Source organism: Streptomyces ortus (assembly GCF_026341275.1).
Lineage (GTDB): Bacteria > Actinomycetota > Actinomycetes > Streptomycetales > Streptomycetaceae > Streptomyces > Streptomyces ortus.
This window is the reverse complement of record NZ_JAIFZO010000002.1, coordinates 3,606,015-3,622,931: the sequence shown is the minus strand read 5'-3', so window position 1 is coordinate 3,622,931 and position 16,917 is coordinate 3,606,015. Positions and strand designations below refer to the sequence as shown.

The 16,917-nt window shown below is 71.7% G+C and carries 6 protein-coding genes; 3 read left to right on the top strand and 3 right to left on the bottom strand.

Annotated elements, in window-relative coordinates:
- Positions 1-8 precede the first annotated feature (8 nt).
- Both K3769_RS19270 and K3769_RS19265 read left to right on the top strand, forming a co-directional pair.
- A complete protein-coding gene (locus K3769_RS19270; protein ID WP_267027645.1) occupies positions 9-1,898 on the top strand; it encodes an RICIN domain-containing protein in 1,890 nt (629 codons plus the stop codon).
- Between the two features lie 151 nt (positions 1,899-2,049).
- Positions 2,050-2,454 carry a hypothetical protein gene (locus K3769_RS19265; RefSeq protein WP_267027644.1) on the top strand — a complete coding sequence of 135 codons (405 nt, stop codon included), beginning with the start codon at positions 2,050-2,052 and terminating at the stop codon, positions 2,452-2,454.
- Between the two features lie 70 nt (positions 2,455-2,524).
- Here the strand turns inward: K3769_RS19265 and K3769_RS19260 are convergent, their stop codons facing one another.
- On the bottom strand, positions 2,525-3,103 hold the full coding sequence (locus tag K3769_RS19260; RefSeq protein WP_267027643.1) for a TetR/AcrR family transcriptional regulator: 579 nt from the start codon (positions 3,101-3,103) through the stop codon (positions 2,525-2,527).
- An 84-nt stretch (positions 3,104-3,187) separates the two neighbouring features.
- Between K3769_RS19260 and K3769_RS19255 the strand changes: the two genes are divergently transcribed.
- Complete coding sequence (locus K3769_RS19255; protein ID WP_267027642.1) at positions 3,188-4,069, top strand: SDR family oxidoreductase; 882 nt, start codon at positions 3,188-3,190, stop codon at positions 4,067-4,069.
- Positions 4,070-4,163: 94 nt separating this feature from the next.
- Here the strand turns inward: K3769_RS19255 and K3769_RS19250 are convergent, their stop codons facing one another.
- Both K3769_RS19250 and K3769_RS19245 read right to left on the bottom strand, forming a co-directional pair.
- Complete coding sequence (locus K3769_RS19250) at positions 4,164-9,479, bottom strand: Tc toxin subunit A-related protein (RefSeq protein ID WP_267027641.1); 5,316 nt, start codon at positions 9,477-9,479, stop codon at positions 4,164-4,166.
- Positions 9,480-9,548: 69 nt separating this feature from the next.
- Positions 9,549-16,814 (bottom strand): SpvB/TcaC N-terminal domain-containing protein, encoded by a 7,266-nt coding sequence (locus tag K3769_RS19245; protein ID WP_267027640.1) that lies wholly within the window; start codon positions 16,812-16,814, stop codon positions 9,549-9,551.
- Positions 16,815-16,917 lie beyond the last annotated feature (103 nt).

The following is a 16,917-nucleotide window of genomic DNA, read 5'->3' as shown; positions in this document are numbered from 1 at the left end:
CCGCACCCGTGTCACATCTCCCTCTTCGAAGAATCCGTTCAGCACGGGCAGGGGCCGCCGCCCTGACCCTGGCCCTCGCCGCCGCCGGTCTCGGGCTCACGGGCGGCGGCACCGCACACGCAGCCGACCCGGTCGCCCAGGTCTGGGTGACCACCGGGGACGGTGCCCGCAAGCTCAGCTCCGACGGCACCCTCACCTTCAACGGCTCGCCGCAGGGCACCGACGTGCGCATCGACGGCAACCAGCGGAGCCAGCGCTACACCGGCGCCGGCGCCTCGGTCACCGGAGCGTCCGCGCGCCTCATACAAGGGCTCCCGGCGGACAGGCGCAGCGAGTTGATGCGCTCACTGTTTTCCACCTCGGGCGACGGGATCGGTCTGTCCTACCTGCGCCAGCCGCTGGCCAGCACGGACTTCGACGCCTCCAACAGTCCGTACTCCTACGAGGACACCCGCGGACAGTTTTCCATCGACCGCGACAAAGCGGAGATCATCCCCGTCGTCAAGCAGGCCCTCGGCGTCAACCCGTCCATCCGCTTCATGGGCACGCCCTGGTCGCCGCCCGCCTGGATGAAGACGAACAACTCGCTCAACGGCGGCAGCCTGCGGACCGAACACTACGGTGACTTCGCGGACTACCTGGTCAAGGCGGTCAAGGCGTACGGCCAGGAGGGCATCACCCTCACCGACCTCACGGTGCAGAACGAGCCCGAGAACCCGACGAGTTACCCCTCGATGTCGATGAGCTCGGCACAGCAGGCCGACTTCGTCCGCGTCCTGGATCAGCGGCTGACCGCGGCCGGGCTGCCGACGAACATCCTCGCCTTCGACCACAACTGGGACCACCCGAACTACCCGCTCGACGTGTTCTCCCGTACGAACGGGATCAACCGGGTCATCGGCGCCGCCTTCCACTGCTACGCCGGCAGTCCCACCGCCCAGCAGCAGGTCTACGCCACCGGCAAGCGCGTCTTCTTCACGGAGTGCTCCGGCACCGACAGCGACAACCCGGCCGGCACCTTCGGCGACAGCCTGCGGTGGCAGGCCGAGAACCTCGTCGTGCAGAACATGCGCAACGGCGGCGAGACCGTACTGACCTGGAACCTCGCCCTCAACCAGAGCGGCGGCCCGCACCAGGGCCTGTGCGGCACCCGGTGCAACGGCGTGGTGGAGATCGCGAACGGCAACGTCACCCGGGGTGCGGAATATTATTCGCTCGGCCACATCAGCAAGTTCGTGAAGGTCGGCGCCACCCGGATCGGCTCCACCAGCCCGGGAGGCGGCATCCAGAACGTCGCCTTCCAGAATCCGGACGGCACCCGCGTCGCCTACGTCGTGAACACCGGCGGCACGCAGCGCTTCTCCCTCACCGACAACGGCCGCTCGCTGGCCTACACCCTGCCGGCCGGTGCGGTCGCGACCTTCGTGTGGAACCCGTCCGGCGGCGGCGAACCGACCGGCCCGATCGACACCACTGCCTGGTACCGGGTGGCGAACACCAACAGCGGGGCCTGCCTGGACGCCACCGACTGGGGTACCGCCAACGGCACGGCGCTCCAGCAGTGGTCGTGCGGTGACGGCGCCAACGAGAAGTGGCAGTTCCGCTCCACCGGTGACGGCTACTACCAGGTCGTCAACCAGCACAACAACAAGTCCTGGGACGTGGACGGTGGCGCCGGCGCGACCGCGGACGGCGTCAAGGTCCATCTGTGGGACTACACGGGCGGCGCCAACCAGCAGTGGCGTGCGGAGTCCGTGGCCTCGGGGCAGTACCGCTTCGTCGCCCGGCACAGCGGCAAGTGCCTCGCCGTCGACGGATCGTCCACCGCCAACGGCGCGAAGCTCTCCCAGCAGACCTGCTCCGGTTCGGCGGCCCAGTCCTTCCGGCTGACCTCCTGATCCACCGCCCGCCGCACCTGGCCGTCACCGCGCACGCGGCGGCGGCCCGGTGCCCACGCCCCCGGGCCGCCGCTACGACTGAGTACGCCGGCCGAGTCGACTGAGTAGGCCGTCCGATGCCCCGCCGCGCGAACGGTGCTGAACTGTCCTCATGACCAAGGACATGCCGTCTGCCCGCCCCCTGCGTTCCGCCACCCGCACCGCTGTCACCACCGGTTCGGCGCTCGCGGTCGTGCTCGTCCCCTTGGTGGTCGGGGCCGTCGCCTCGCGGGCGATCGGGGGCGACCCGATGGCATCGGTCAACGCCATGATGACCGGCGGGGGACAGCGCGCCCGGCTCTCCCGCAGCCAACTCCGCACCTACCGGGGCCGGGCGCTCACGACGGCACGGAACGCCTGGGACCGGTCGTCCCGGTCATCCCGGTCGCCTCGGTCCTACCGGCTCACCGGCGGAGAGCAGCTCCGGGACACTCTCGCCGGGACGGGCCACCGCCTCGGGCTCAAGCGCCCGGTTCCGCCGCGCCGTGGGATGCCGGGCACGGCGCAGCGGCCGTAGCGGTAGTCATGGGTCGGTCGGTGAGTGCTGGTCGGCGCGTGCCGGTCGGTAGGTGAAGGCCGCCGGCGCGTCAGCCCAGCGTCGCGCTCGCCGCCCGCAGTTCGTCCAGTGCCGCCAAGGTGTACCCCGCCAGTGCGTCCTCGGCGCCACGCTCACCTTCGGACCATTCGGCGAACCCCCGCTTGAAGGCCAGGATGCCCAGTTCACCCGCGAGGTCCGCGGTTGGGCCGGGGACGCCCCGGGCGGTCAGGGCCGCCGCCATCGTGGCCGCGAGGCTGACGCTCTTGAGAACGTCGCGCTCCTGCAGTTCGGTGCTGGCGGCGACGGCGGCCTTCACCCGTGGGGCCAGTTCGCGGTTCATGGGCCCCATCGCGCCCGAGGCCCGCACAAGGCCGGCGGCGACCGCCTCCAGCGGGGTGGCCGTGTCGGGTGCCTCGGCGATGCCCTCCGTCAGCAGCCCGCTCAGCGTCTCCTGCCCGGCGACCAGCAGCTCGCGCTTGTCGGGGAAATGCCGGAAGAACGTGCTCTTGGTGACTCCGGCGCGCTCGGCGATCTGCGTGACCGTCGTGGCGTCGTATCCCTGCTCGATGAACAGATCGACAGCCGCCATGACGAGGCGTTCGCGTGCGCCCGGTTCCCATCGACCCATGAGCCGATCATACGTGACGGGACTCTTGTCCCATCACCCTGTACAGTGATGGGACAAGAGTCCTATCACTTGCGGGAGATTTTCATGCGTGTTCTCGTCACCGGTGGCACCGGTCTGATCGGCACCGCGGTCGTCGCCGAACTGCTCGGCAACGGCCACACCGTCCTGGCGCTCACCCGCTCCGACGCGTCGGCGCGGGCCGCCGAGGCGTCGGGCGCCGAGCCGCTCAAGGGAGGTCTCGCCGACCTGGACGTCCTCCGCGCCGGCGTCGCCCGGACCGACGGAGTGATCCACCTGGCGTTCCGCAACGACTTCAGCAGTCCCGAAGCCCTCGCCTCGGCGATCGCCGAGGAGACCGCCGCGCTCACCGTCCTGGGCGAGGCACTCGCAGGAAGCGACCGCCCCCTCGTCACCGTCTCGGGTACGCCGTGGGTACCGGGCCGGGCCTCCACCGAGGCCGACCCGCTGCCGACCGACGGTCCGGTGGGCGGACGTGGCCGCACGGTCAACGAGATCCTGGGCCTGTCCGCACGAGGGGTCCGCAGCACGGCCGTACGCCTGCCCCGGACAGTGCACCACCAGGGCACGGGCGGGTTCGCCGGAGTGCTGACCGAGACCGCGCGCCGGACCGGAGTGTCCGGCTGTCCGGGCGACGGCACCCAGCGGTGGCCCGCGGTGCACGCACTCGACGCGGCCGTCCTCTTCCGGCTCGCTCTGGAGCGCGGGCCCGCCGGGTCCGCCTGGCACGCCGTGGCCGACGAAGGCGACCGGGTGCGCGACATCGCCGCGGTCATCGGCCGGCGGCTCGGGCTGCCGGTGGAGTCCGTACCGCAGGACGCGTACGGTCCGCTCGGCCCGATCTTCGCAACGGACCAGCCCTCCTCCAGTGCCCGTACCCGCGAGGCACTCGGCTGGGAACCCGAGCACCCGGGCCTCCTCCAGGACCTGGAGAACATCCAGCCCTGACGAGGCACGGGGAGGGTTCCCGACGGGGATCCTCCCGCCGATCCCGGCCCGGCCACAGGACCGGGGCGGAGGTGGCTGATGAGCACGGGCCGGTTCAGAGTTCCCAGGCCGGTGCCTCTCCCGTCCAGCTCAGGACCAGCAGGACGTCGTCGAGTGTGCCCGACTCGAACACAGCGCCGGCGCCCGCGTCGAAACCCAGTTGCCAGTCGCCCGCCGGACCGGTCCCCAGTAAGGCGTTCCAGGCCGCGGCATTGCCCCGCCGGGTGCCGGCGACGCCGTTGGTCGCCGTCGCCCGGCCGCCGCTCGCCCCACGGGACAGGGAGACCGTGGTGTCGGGAACCGGCGCGTCGCTCGCCAGGCGAACCGCGACCGCGGCGGTGGTGAGCTCTCCGATCCCGGCCGGGAAGTCGATGTCGCGCAGCGGGAGCGTGATCGACCTCGCGGTGGGGTCGGCCGGGTTGTTGAGGTCGTACCACTGGTCCGGGAAGTCCCTCGCCAGGCTGAACACACAGTCGGCGCCACGGTCCCGGTCGGCGTTGAGCCGGGTGACCACCTGCTCGCGGTAGGTGCCGTCGTATGCGGCGGTGTAGTCCACCGTGACCAGCAGGTCGACGATGGTGGAGTAGTCGAGTGGATTGGCGGCGGGCGGCAGCCGGAACTCCCAGGTGGTGTCCACGCCGCTGCCCTCGAACGGCAGCAGCATGTCCGACTGGGCGTCGAACTCGAACACCCCGCTGGCGTTCATCGGCGATGTCAGGGCGACGACCCCCGGATCGCTGCGCACCACGACCTCCTGGAACGTGCCGTCCCGACCGGTGGTGACCCGCGAGATGCCGTTCGAGTAGAGGGTGGCGCGGATTCCCCGGTCCGGCGGCACCAGCGCGACAAGGCTGGTGCGCACCTGACGGACCAGCCGGAGGTAGTGGCCGGGGAAGTCGGCGTCGAACAACGCCGTGGGGGTGGTGAAGGCGAGCGTGCCCGTCCGGCGGAACTCCAGGAACTCCACCGGCATCAGACGGGCCAGCGAGAACGTCTGCGAGAGGTTCAGGCGCCGGCGCGCGGAGCTGAAGGCGTACTCGTCGAGCCGGGCCAGGTCCTGGGCGAGCTGTTCCGCGCCGGTGAGGCCCCGCCGGTCGGGACCGGCGTTCGAGGTCATCTCGGCCGGCGTCTGGCCGTAGTCCTGGCGGATCAGCACCCGGGCGGGTTCCGCCCGCTCGAAGGCGAGTTGGGCCTGCGCCTGCCGGGCCGTCGCGGTGGCCTGCTGCAGGAAGTACCGGTACACCCCGCCGAGGGTGTTGCTCATCCAGAGGTACAGGTCGGCGTTGGTGAACTGGCCGTTGAGGAAGGTCAGGGTGGCCGTCGCCTGGTCGTGCTGGAGCGTCGCGACGTCCTGTTCCCGCTCGGCGATCGTGACCTGGTCGTCCGCCACGGTGACCTGCGCGGCGGCGATCTGGATGTCCTGCTGGGCGGCCACCTGCTGGCGCCGCCACTCGTCCTTGCGCTGCTCGATGCCGGCCCGCAGCTGATTGGCCTGCAACTGCGCCTCCAGATGGTTCTGCTGGAGCTGGAAACCGCCCTTGACGGCCGCGGTCGCACTCATCGAGATGGCGAGGGCCTGCCGGGCACCACCGCTGAAGATCGCGTCCATCAGGCTGGCCCCGGACGACGCCGCCTGCGCGATGGCGAGAGCGGTGTCCGCCACCGTGATCGCGTCCCTGATGTCGCGCATCTCGCCGTAGTTGTCGAGCAGGTCCTGCTCATACCTGTTCGTGGGCGCTTCGAGAGCTTCGGCATAGGACGCGGCCATGGTCTCGGCCTTCGTCAGCTGCGCCGTGGCGGCGGTGACGGCATCGTGGGCCTCGTCGACCCGGCTCAGCGCCACCCTGGCCTGCGCCGCGCTCAGATCGATCGCCTTGAGGGCGTCGTAGACACGCAGATTGCGGTCGTCGTACTTCTCCAGGGCGGAGAGGTAGCCGGCCTCCATCTGGGCGGCCTGCGCGGCGAGTTGCCCGGCCCGCTCCAGCAGCACCTTGCAGCGGTACGGGGTCGGCTGACTGACCGTCGCCGCCGCGAGGCCCTGCGTGCGCGGCATGCCGGCGATGTTGCGGCCCTGGCGGAGCTTGGCCAGTTGCATGTCCACCCGGGTGCGCAGGGTGCGGACCTCCGGGATCGGCAGCGCCGGCTCACCGAGGTTCGTCGGCGTCTGGGGCACCAGAGCGGCGGAGCCGAGCAGTCGGCGGGCGGTGACGTAGAGGGTACGGGCGTGCGCGACCGACTCGTCGGTCTCCCGGGTGAACTCCGCGTCGCCGTAGTCGAGATGACATCTGATGATCGACAGCAGGGTGTACCGGGTGTGGGGCTTGGGACGCTTCGCGGACGCCGAGTCCGCCAGCGCGAACGGGTCGAGATTCGTGGTCCAGTCGGCCGGGAACGTCAGATCGGGGCCGGACAGCGTCTCGCCGTTGATGCGGCTGTAGATCGAGGTCGGCGAGGCGAGGTCGTACGGAAGGACGATCCAGTACCAGTCGAGCGCCGCCCGGTAGTCCCCGGCCGCCTGGAGGCGCTGCGCGAGGAGCATCGGCACGGCCCAGAAAATCTCCCGGTTGTCGGCGTGGCCGGTGTTCTGGACGGCCTCGATCCCGCTCGACGTGCCGGCGAGAGCGGTCTGATGGGCGAGCCTGCGCTGCGGATCGAGATAGGTGTACGAAGCGGGGAGGGTGATCCTCTTCGCCGTGAGGTAATCGGCTGCCAGCTTGACGGCCGTGCCGGCGGTGAACGTGACCCCCGGCCCACTGACCTGCGCGAAAAGTATGTCCAGCGGCAGGGTCGGCGTGCCTGGAGTCATCGTTCTGGTGCTCGGGACGAGCAGCGCGGGGTCGAGGTGCCGCTCGGGGAACAGGAACGCGGTGGTGGCCGCCTGCCAGGTGCCCTGCTCACCCAGCCAGGCCCAGGCGGCGGCGAACGTCTCGGGTCCGTTCCTGAACGTCCAGCCGGCCGCGGGGTGGTCCGGGGCCAGCTCGCCCGACCGCTTCGCCGACAACAGTGACTGCACACTCTCGACGGCCTGCCCGATACGGCTCGTGCGCAGGGTCCCGCCGGCGAGCATGTCGACGAAGAACCGTGCCGACATCGACTCGCCCACTTCGCCCGCCGCCGTGGTCGTGGCGGCGAGGTCGGCGAGCAGGGCGTCACGCAGGACCGGCAGCGCGGCCTGCTCGGCGGCTGCCACGGCCTGCGCGTCGGCCTCGCCGAGGGCCTCCCGCTGGGCGATCCTGGCGCGCAGCACGGACTGCCAGGCGGCACGGGCCCCGCCCTCGGCACGGTACGGGCCGGGCGCGGGCCCGGCGCCGCCGGTGACGAAGAAGTCCGGCGAGAGCACGAAGCCCGACTCCGCCGCCCGCCAGGCCGGGTAGAGCTGTTGGCGCTTGTACGCACCTGTGAGGACGGCCAGGCCGTCGTCCCACTCGGCCGTGGTGACCGTTCCGGCGCCGGCCAGCGCGCTCAGCTGCCTGAGATACAGGAAGCCGCCCCGGGCCAGGCCCCGGGCGGCGAGGGCGCCGCCGATGTCGGCACCCTGCGCGTCCTGAGCGGCCAGGGCGGCCAGGTCGAGGCCGGGCTGCGCCAGCGTGAGCATCGCGGTGAGGGCGGCGGCCGGAGTCCTGCCCGTCCTGAGCGCGGACAGCGTCGCACGGTACGCGGAGAGGGCCTGGGCCCGGTCGGTCAGCAGCTTGCGGACGGGGTCGCCCGCCGGCCCGTCGATGACGTCGTCGGCGTCGATCACATCGGGATCGGCGAGCACCTCGAAGGCCCTCGGCGCGTCGGGATGCTGGTCCTGTCCGGCCCAGGCGAGCGACTGGGCGGCCAGCCGCCAGCCGAGCAGCAGGGGCACGGCGGGGACACGCAGGGGGTCGGCCGCGGTGGTCGAGGGCAGGCCGAACAGTGTCTCCAGACCGGCCTCGGTGAGAGCGGGGCCGTCGACGAGCAGTTGGTCGAGTTCGTCGGGCGCCGTCGTCCTGAGCCGGATGCCGAGCCGGTCGGCGAGCGCCCGTCGGGCCGTGGCGTCGGCGCCCCTGGCCAGCCGCAGTTCCGCGTAGGAGGTTCCGGCGGCGGCGAGCAGGGACGCGTAGGCCGTGCCGCGGTACTCCTGCTCCAGGGCGGCACCGGGCGCGGTGGGCGTGTTCGTGGCCGCGATACGGGCCCGCAGGAGCTCCACGGGAATCCGCAGCTGGTTGACTTCGTGGCCGCCCAGACCGGCCTCGGCCGACAGCGGCTGGCTGAGCCGGTCGAGCGGCTGCCCGAGCGCCGCCACCAGGGTGGCGGTGTCCAGCGGCGCGGCGGGCGGTCCCGGCACGTTGACCTGCCCGTGCGCGAAGGACAGCAGCGCGGCGAGATACTCGCGCTCGTCCAGCCGCTGCTCCAGGGACTCGGGCACATAGGAGCTGATCACCGTGGCCTGGACGTCCTTGGCGGTGACGTTGCCCGCGTTGTCGGTCGCCCACAGATGGACGGTGTGCGCGCCGAACCCCGTCAGCGGTACGTCCGCGGTCCAGTTCCTGAAGTCGCTGCCCGCCCCGGGCTTCGCCAGGGTCCTGGTGCCTGTGGGGGACAGCGCCCACTCCACTTTGGCGCTGCCGCCCGTCATACCGCTCTGCGCGTCGGGAGCCGTCCCCTGCAGCGGGGCGGTGGCGGTGCCCTTGCTGTCCCCGAACACGGTGACGGGGGAGACCTGAAGGTTCGGCGGCGAGGCGTCACGCCCGGTGAACGTGCGGGTCTGAGTAGCGGTCAGGCCGTCGGGATCGGTGCAGGTGAACGTCACGGTCCGCGCCCCGAGCGGCATGGGCAGCAGACTGACCGGTATCCGGTACGAGGTGACTCCGGCCCATGCCACGGGTGTGGTCGTGTTGTCCCGGGTGATGGAGAGGGTCAGCGGTGTGATCTGGGCGCGGGTGACGTTGAACTGGGCGGTGATCTGCCCGCTCCCCTCGAACAGGTCGACCGTGCTCCCGGCGGCGGGGGACGTCCAGGTGAAGGCCGGTGGTGAGGCCGCCTGCACCTGGACGGTCTGGGAGACGCTGATGGGGGTGGACGTGGCGGACCACACGTCGGGCCACTGCTCGGGGTACGGGACGTACCAGTCGATCGCACGGTAGTTGGCGGTCACCTTGACCGAGATCTGCGTGCCCGGCGTGACGGACGCGGGCAACGGCACCTGAGCGGTCCAGCCCCCGCCCGAACCGGTCGCCTGTACCGCGGGCTGCCCGGCGACGGTCACCATGACCGAGTTGAGGATGTCGTACGGGTCGTGGTCACCGCCCGGCGGGACGAGCCCATTCACCTGCGCGGTCACCACCACCGTGCGCCGTACCACTGCGTTCGCGGCCGGCCCTGTGATCTGTACGGTAACGGTCATTTCTGCTCTCTCCTTCTCGTCGAAAACGGCAATGGCCGGGGCGACGCCTCACCGGCGTCGCTCCGGCGGTCAGGGCTGTGGCGCGGGCTGTTTCGACGAGTTGAAATGACTTTCGATCATCTGCCTCGCACGGTCCTGTGCCCCCTGCGATTCGCGCAGCAGCTCCTCGGCGGTCCTCCGGTCGTTCTCGAAGGCGGCCCTGGCACCGTCGAGGCTGTCGTAGGCGGTCGTCGCGCCGAAGCTGTTGACGAACTTGATCTGAGGCGTGAGGTCCACGAAGCCGGGACTCTTCTTGTCATGCATCTCGGGCCGGTAGTCGTGGAGGAATCGCACGACCGCGGAGACCTCCTCCTTTCTGATGGAGAAGAGGTCCTTACCCGTCGGGTCACCGTGTCCGTGCGCGGAGGAGAGCTCCTTGGGATCCATCACCCCGCCCTCGACGTAGTAACGGCCGGTCGCGTCCGCGTGGCTGTCGTCGAGGCCGTAGAGGTGACCGATCTCGTGCTTGACCAGATCGGGTGAGTTCCCCAGTTCGCCGTAGCGGCGGTGCTTGTTCATCCAGACACCCCCGCCTCCGCCACCGAACCTGGTCACCCCGCCGACGTAGGTGTCACCGGGGCGCGCCCGGTCGTCCCCGACGGCCTCGGGCGTGTAACCCCTTCTGGCCTCCGAGAGGTACCTGTTGCCGCGGTAGTTCACGGTGCCGGGGTCCGGAGCGGCCGGCTTGTTGAGGACCTGGAGCCGCACCCGCACGTCGAAGGTGACCGTCATCCCGTTCTGGTCCGTGAAGGGGGCCGCCGTGTCGAACGCCTTCTTCGCCTTGAGTACTTGCTGCTCCTCAAGGGGCGTGGCGACCACGATCACCATGCCGAGGACCATGGTTCCGCGTTCCCAGTCGGTGACCACCGTGAAGTCACGGCCCGACCCGTCGACGAGCCGCAGCGGCGCGCTCCCGCAGTACTGGTAGAGGTTGATCGCACCCCCGGGTCCCGCGGGGTCGGGCACCGACCAGCGCGCCAGCCACGGCAGGTAGTACCGGTCGCCGTGGCAGGCGAGACCGCTCTCCTCATCGCGTTCCGCCCCGGTGAAGCGGTAGCGCTTGCGGGTGTGGCTGCCGAAGCTGGTCTCGCCGTAAGGGGTGTACTCCTCACGGTTGGTGAGGGTGCCGCTCTGGTCCAGGACGGCGGCGCTGCTCCCGAGGTGGTCCGGCAGGTGGTAGGCGACCGCGGGCCCGCCCTCGTCGGGATGGGCGCCGCCGAACCGCACCAGCGCGACCCGCCGGTGGTTGTCCATGACATGGACGTGGTTGTTCTGACCGCTCCGCGATCCGCTCCAGCGGTGCTGCTCGAAGGTCCCGTCGATGTAGTGGGTGACCTCGACGGCGCCGCCCTGTCTGCGGACGAGTTTCTTCACCCGTGCACCGGCCGAGTCGTACAGGTACTGGGCGTGCACGGACGGCTCGGCCCCGGCGGTCTGCGTCGCGAACGCGGTCATCCGGCCGGCGTGGTTCCAGGAGAAGTGGCGGGACGTGGTCTCGGACAGCAGGTTGCCGCCCGCGTCGTACGTGTAGTCGTACGGTGTCGTCCCGTCCGTGCCGGTCGTCATGCGCCGCAGCCGGTTGCCGCCGTCAGCCGCCGTGAACGTACGGGTGAAGCCGCCGGCACCGGCGTGGACGAGGCTGAGCAGGTTCCCCGCCCCGTCGTAGTCGTACGTCTCCCGGTACACCTGGGCCCGGGTCACGTCGGTGCCGCGCGGAGTGGCCGGCCACGGATCGCCCTGGGCAGGGGCCGCGTACTCGCGCCCGCTCGCCGACAGCAACCGGTAGAGCGGATCGTGGGTGAAGCGCCGGTCGAGCGCGTCACCGCCGGCCAGCAGGGCACGCAGTGCCGGGTCGGCGACGGCAGCCGCCTCGGGATTGCCGGGAACACCGCTGCCGGGGGTGCGGTCGCGCAATGCGGTGAGGTTGCCGACCAGGTCGTAGGTGTAGCCGAAGTCCTGTAGCGCGGGCCCGGCGGGCCGGAAGGTCATCGGGTCGAGCAGGCTGTAGCGCTCGGTGCGCAGCCGGGTCAGCCGGAACGTGTCCGGGTCGTAGGCATGGCGGGTCAGCACACCGTTGCCGTAGGCGATCAGCGACCGTTGGCCCTTGGCGTCGTAGGCGATGCGCCGGACGTGCACCGTGCTGTCGAGCTGCACCTGCTCCAGCGCACCCGCCCGGTTGTACGTGTGATAGAGCACGTGCCGCCTGCCCTCCGCGTCGACGGGCAGGAAGCGTCGCTTGAGGCGGTTGAGGGCGTCGTACTCGCTGGAGGTGACGTGCTCGGCCGGTTCGAGGAGCTGTGTGTCGCGCTGGGCCTGGCTCTGGCCGGGCCAGGGCGTCCAGTCGAGTTGGAACGGCCGCACCTGCCAGCCGTCGGCCGCCGCCCGGTCGTAGACGGACAGGAGAGCCGCGTCGGCGATCACCCGGCGACTGCTCTGCAGGACGTTGCCCTTGAAGTCGACGGACCCCACACCGGCGTGTCCGGCCTCGTCCCAGTGGCGCACGGCCCGGCCGAGCAGGTTGCGGCCACGGGCGCCGTCGCGTTCGGCGGGCCGCTGGGCGGCGGTCCCGGCGTCGCCGTAGGAGACGCGCTGCCGCAGGGTGACGCTGTCGGCGTGGTCGTCCCTGGCCCAGACCCGGCTCGGCCGGTGCAGCGCGTCGAACGAGCCCAGGACGAGCGCACCCCTGCTGTCCCGGGCCTCGACCACCTGCCCCATGGCATCGGGGACGCTGTCGTGCCGGCCCGCGTCGATGCCGTCCGCCCGCCAGCGTCGGTGCGCCAGGTCGAAACGGTAGGCGAAGGCCGCCCGCCCGAGCTGATCGGTGATGCCGAGCAGATTGCCCTGGACGTCGTACGCCGACGTCGTGGTGAGCCACTCGGCGGCGGTGGGCCCGCGCCGGGCGACGGCGCGTACGACCCGGCCGAGCGCGTCGACCTCCGTGCTCGACGGGGTGTCCCAGTGTGTCCGGTCCGCCGGGGCCGCGTCGCCGTGGGTGCGGCCCGCGTTGTCGTTCTCGTCGTAGGTGTACGACTCCCAGGGCGTCGGCAGCGCGCGGTCGGGGTCGGCGAGGTCGAACGGGACGCCGAAGACGACCCGCTGCTCGCTGCCGTCCGGGTTCACCGTGCGCTCGACGCGCCCGCTCGCGTCGTGGAACATGACGCTCCTGCGGCCGAGTTGGCTGTCGAGGGGCGGCGCGTAGTCGTAGCCGATGGAGAAGAAGGGCTCGTACTTCTGCACCACCCGGCCCTTGTTGTCGTACACCTGCCAGCCGGACACCACCACGTTGTCCGGGCTGCCCGGCGCCCTGGTCCGGCCCGTCGAGTCGCCCGTGGGCGTGAGGTCGCCGCCCGGGATGACGTTCCCGCCGAAGGACGGATCGCCGAAGAGCGTGTCCTCGGCCTGCGTCCTGGTCTGCAGCGGCCTGCCGAAGCCGTCCGAGTACGCCACCGACACGAGCACGTCGTCGAGCCGTTCGGCGGGAACCGAGGTCTCCCAGTCGTGGTGCACCCGCCTGACCGTGCGTACGGACGCCGGCTGTCCGCTGCCCAGGAAGGCATGCAGGTTGTACTTCATCGTCGTCCCCGGTGCCGTCCGGTCGCCCTCGCCGTTCTTGCCCCGGGTCCAGGTCGCGGTGACCAGCCCGGCCGGGGAGAACGTCACCGAGGTGGCGTTGCCGTTCGGATCGGTCACCGTGTGCGGGCGCAGCAGGCGGTAGTCGTACTCCGCGGCGGTGGTCAGCCCGACGGCGTCCGTGTCGAGGACGGGGAACAGGGCGTGCCGGTCGTGGGCGACCTGGCTCCGCGCGCCGAGCGGGTCGAGCGAGGCCGTCCGCAGGCCGCGCGGTGTCGACCCCGGCTCGTGGATGTCGTAGCGATGCCGCCACGCGGTCACGTAGTAGCCGCCGGGGGAGCCGGGCACCTCGGCGTTCGCGTAGTGCGTGTATCCGGCGAGCGCGGGCAGCGAGCCGCGGAAGGCGGCCGGATACTCCACGGGCCAGTCGACCCGGTCGCCGGGGGCCAGGTAGGGCGGGCGCGGCCCGGCCGCCCGCGGGTCGTCGGCGGGGTACAGCCAGTCGAGAAAGCTGTCCTCGAACGCCAACGACTCGCAGCGCACGGGCAGTCCGTACGCGCCGAGCGTACCGAGCGGCAGCCCGGTGAACTCCGCGCCGTCGTAGTAGGTACGGGTGTGACCGGTCACCCGCAGCGAGACCCCGGACGGCAGCGTTCCGCCGACCACGGCGTCCCGCAGCGACGGCACCGGCAGCCGGCCGTCGTTGACGACCTCGTGACTCGACGTCCTCGCGACGCGGTCCACGACGTAGTGCTCGGCGTCGTCCCGGCGCGCGTACTCCGTGGTCGCGTACGTGGCCGGGTAGGGCTCGGGCGTCTCGTCCGGCCCCGCGACCGTCAGCGGGTCACGGCCGCGCGGCACCGGGACCGAGAGCTGCCCCGTCGGACACCCGTACGCGTCGTACCCTGTGGGGAACGCGAACTGTGTCATCGGCTCCGGGCCGCGTTCCCACCGCGTCGTGCGCGTGCCGAGCGAGAACGGGAAGAAGACCCGCTCCCGGTCCGGCGGACCCCCCGCCGCCTCCTCCCGTACGCCCGACAGGGTCTCCGTCACCGTGTAGGGCCGGTCGGACAGCGTGCCGCCGTCCAGCGCGAACACCTCGGTGCGCAGCACCTGCCCCCGCAGGGAGCGCAACGCCGAACGCCGGGCCGCCCGCGGCAGTCCGGCCAGGAACGCGAGCTGCTGCGGCGGTCTGGACAGCACGGGTGAGTCGCCCTGCCAGTACTCGTGGCTCAGGTCGAGTTCGGTCCAGTCCCCGGCCTCGCCGGCTGCGACCGGCCCGCAGTGGAACCAGCTCCTGGTGAGCACGGGCGGCGCGTGATGGTCCGCGGGCACGCCGACGCCCGTCGCTCCGCCGAACGTCTCCGTGTCCAGATGCTCGACCAGCGCGAACCCGCGGAACTCCCGCTCGACGCCGTCCCAGTAGCCATGACGGTAGCGGTACTCGGTGGCCAGGGTGCCGCCCGAGATCCGGTCGGCGGCCTCGGTCCTCGTCACCACGTGCACCGGGAAGGGCAGCGGGGTGCGCCACCGGGTGGCCGGATCGGCGAAGTCGCGCAGGTACTCCTGGGTGGAGGGTGCGTACGACACCCGCGTCACCGCGCCGAGGCTGTTGTCCATCGAGGTGAGCAGATGCGGCTTGACCCCGCCGGTGAAGTCCAGGAAACGCGCGTGGGGCCCGCCGGAGACACCCGCCGGCCGGCTCAGCAGCAGCCCGGCCATCCCGGTGCCGAACAGGTCGGACAGTTCGAGCAGGTCGGTGCCGGACACCGGCGGGGTGCCGCGGACGACGACCGGGGTCCGGGTCCATCCGTTGCCCGACCGGTTGCCCCACAGCAGCACCCGCCCGCTGTCGACGTACAGCAGATCGGCGACCCCGTCCCCGTCGACGTCCCCGAGGAGCACCCGGCGCGGATCGTAACCCTCGGGCAGGCGGGGCGCGTCGCGCATCTGGATCCGGGCGCCCCATCTGTTGTGCCCGAGGTTCGGCCAGTACGCCACGTTCCCGTTGCGCAGCAGCACGAGGTCCTGAAGGCCGTCGCCGGTCATGTCGGCCAGTCGCACCCGGGGATCGGCGAGGTCGACGGGCGGGCCACCGGTGCCGGTCGCGGTGCGCTGCCAGGCCTCGCGGGGATCGCGGTCGTTGAACCACGCCTGGAGGCGGGTGCCGGACCGCACCAGGTCGGTCAGCCCGTCGCCGTCGAGGTCGACCGGCTTCACCCGCGGGTCGGCGACGCCCACACCGGGGGAACCGCGGTAGCGGGTGAAGCCGCGGCGGCTCCAGCCGCCCGCGAAGGCCATCGGGAAGTAGCCCGCGGCGGGGCCGGCGTCCCGGCCCGGGGTGCCCGGCGCCGGCGCGAACAGATCGGGCCGGCCGTCGCCGTCGGCGTCCAGGAACATGACCCCGGGCTGTCCGAGCGAGAGCGGGGGTGCCTCGGCCATCGAGCGGGGCGCTTCGAAGCGCCCGCCGCCCGCGTTGCGCCACACCCGCGCCGCCGCACCGAGTTCCACGACGTCGGGCAGACCGGCGCCGTGCAGATCCACCAGGGCGAGCGTGGGACTGTTCAGCGCGGCGGCCGGGAAGCCGGGGCCCGTCACCGGGGAGAAACCGCGCCCGCCCGGATCGAAGCCCGAGTACCCGAAGATCAGCGGAGGCATCAGCTCCTCCGTCACCACCGCCGAAGCCGACTCCGATGCCGAAGCCGACTCTGTCTCTGTCTCCGTCTCCGTCTCCGGTGCCGACTTCGGTGCCGGTGCCGGTGCGCCCGACTCGTCGATCCCCACCTCGGTCACGCTCGCGAGCAGCGACACCCCGTTGAACTCCGCCTGCCGGTAGGCGAGTCGGTACTCGCGAGCCACCCGTGCCACCCCGTCCACGGCGTGGGTCGTCACCCGGATCACCTCGCAGCGCACGGACGTCCGTACCTCGAAGCCCGCCCGGTGTTCGGAGAACGGGTCGGGGCGCGACGCGTACCCGAAGTCGACGGAGACCAGGAACCGCGGGTCGGCCCGGTCGCCGTAGTCGGCGTAGAAGATGCCCGCCAGGAGCGGCCGGGACCACGACCTGCCCTGCTCGGTGCCCGCGTCGGCGAGGTAGACGTAGCGGACCAGGTTGCCGAGCGGGTCGACGGTCTCGGTGAGCTGCCAGCCGAACACGCGCCCCGTGTCGCGCGGATCGGCGGTCACCGCCGGGTCCCGCCAGGTGTCCGCGGCTCCCGCGGGACGCCGTGTTCCGTATCTGCTGAGCGAGCCGTCCTTGCCCCGGACCTCCCAGTAGTCACCCGTCGCGTCCTTGACGTGCTCGATCCGGGCGAACAACCCCTCCGTGCGGGGCCGGTAGCGCACCCGGCCGGGATACGAGCCGAGGACCGGCACCAGGTCCTCGGCCCCCGACAGCAGGAACACATCGGCCGGATCGCCTGCCGGCCCGGTGGCATCCACATACCTCGGAACGCCGTGCGACGTCTTCCGCGAGACACCGGGCAGACCCAGCTGCCAGCCGAGCCCGAACGGCCCGTTCCCGTTGCCGGTGCTGTAACCGAGGGCGAGCGACGGCGTCGCCCCCTGCCGCCCCGCGGGTATCGACAGCGGCACGGACATGTTGCCCGTCCCCGTGAACAGGTCGGGCGCGAACTTCTCCCCCAACCCGCCGACGGCGCCGCCCCCTTGCGGTAACGAGATCGCCGAACCCGCCGCCGTCGCGTCCGCGGTGTCCGCAGAACTCATGGTGCCTCCCCCTGGATCGAGCCCCGGCACCCGCTGTCGCTCATCGACGGGACACCGATCTGATTCGTCAGCGTGGGCTGCGTGTGTGGATGGAAACGTTGTC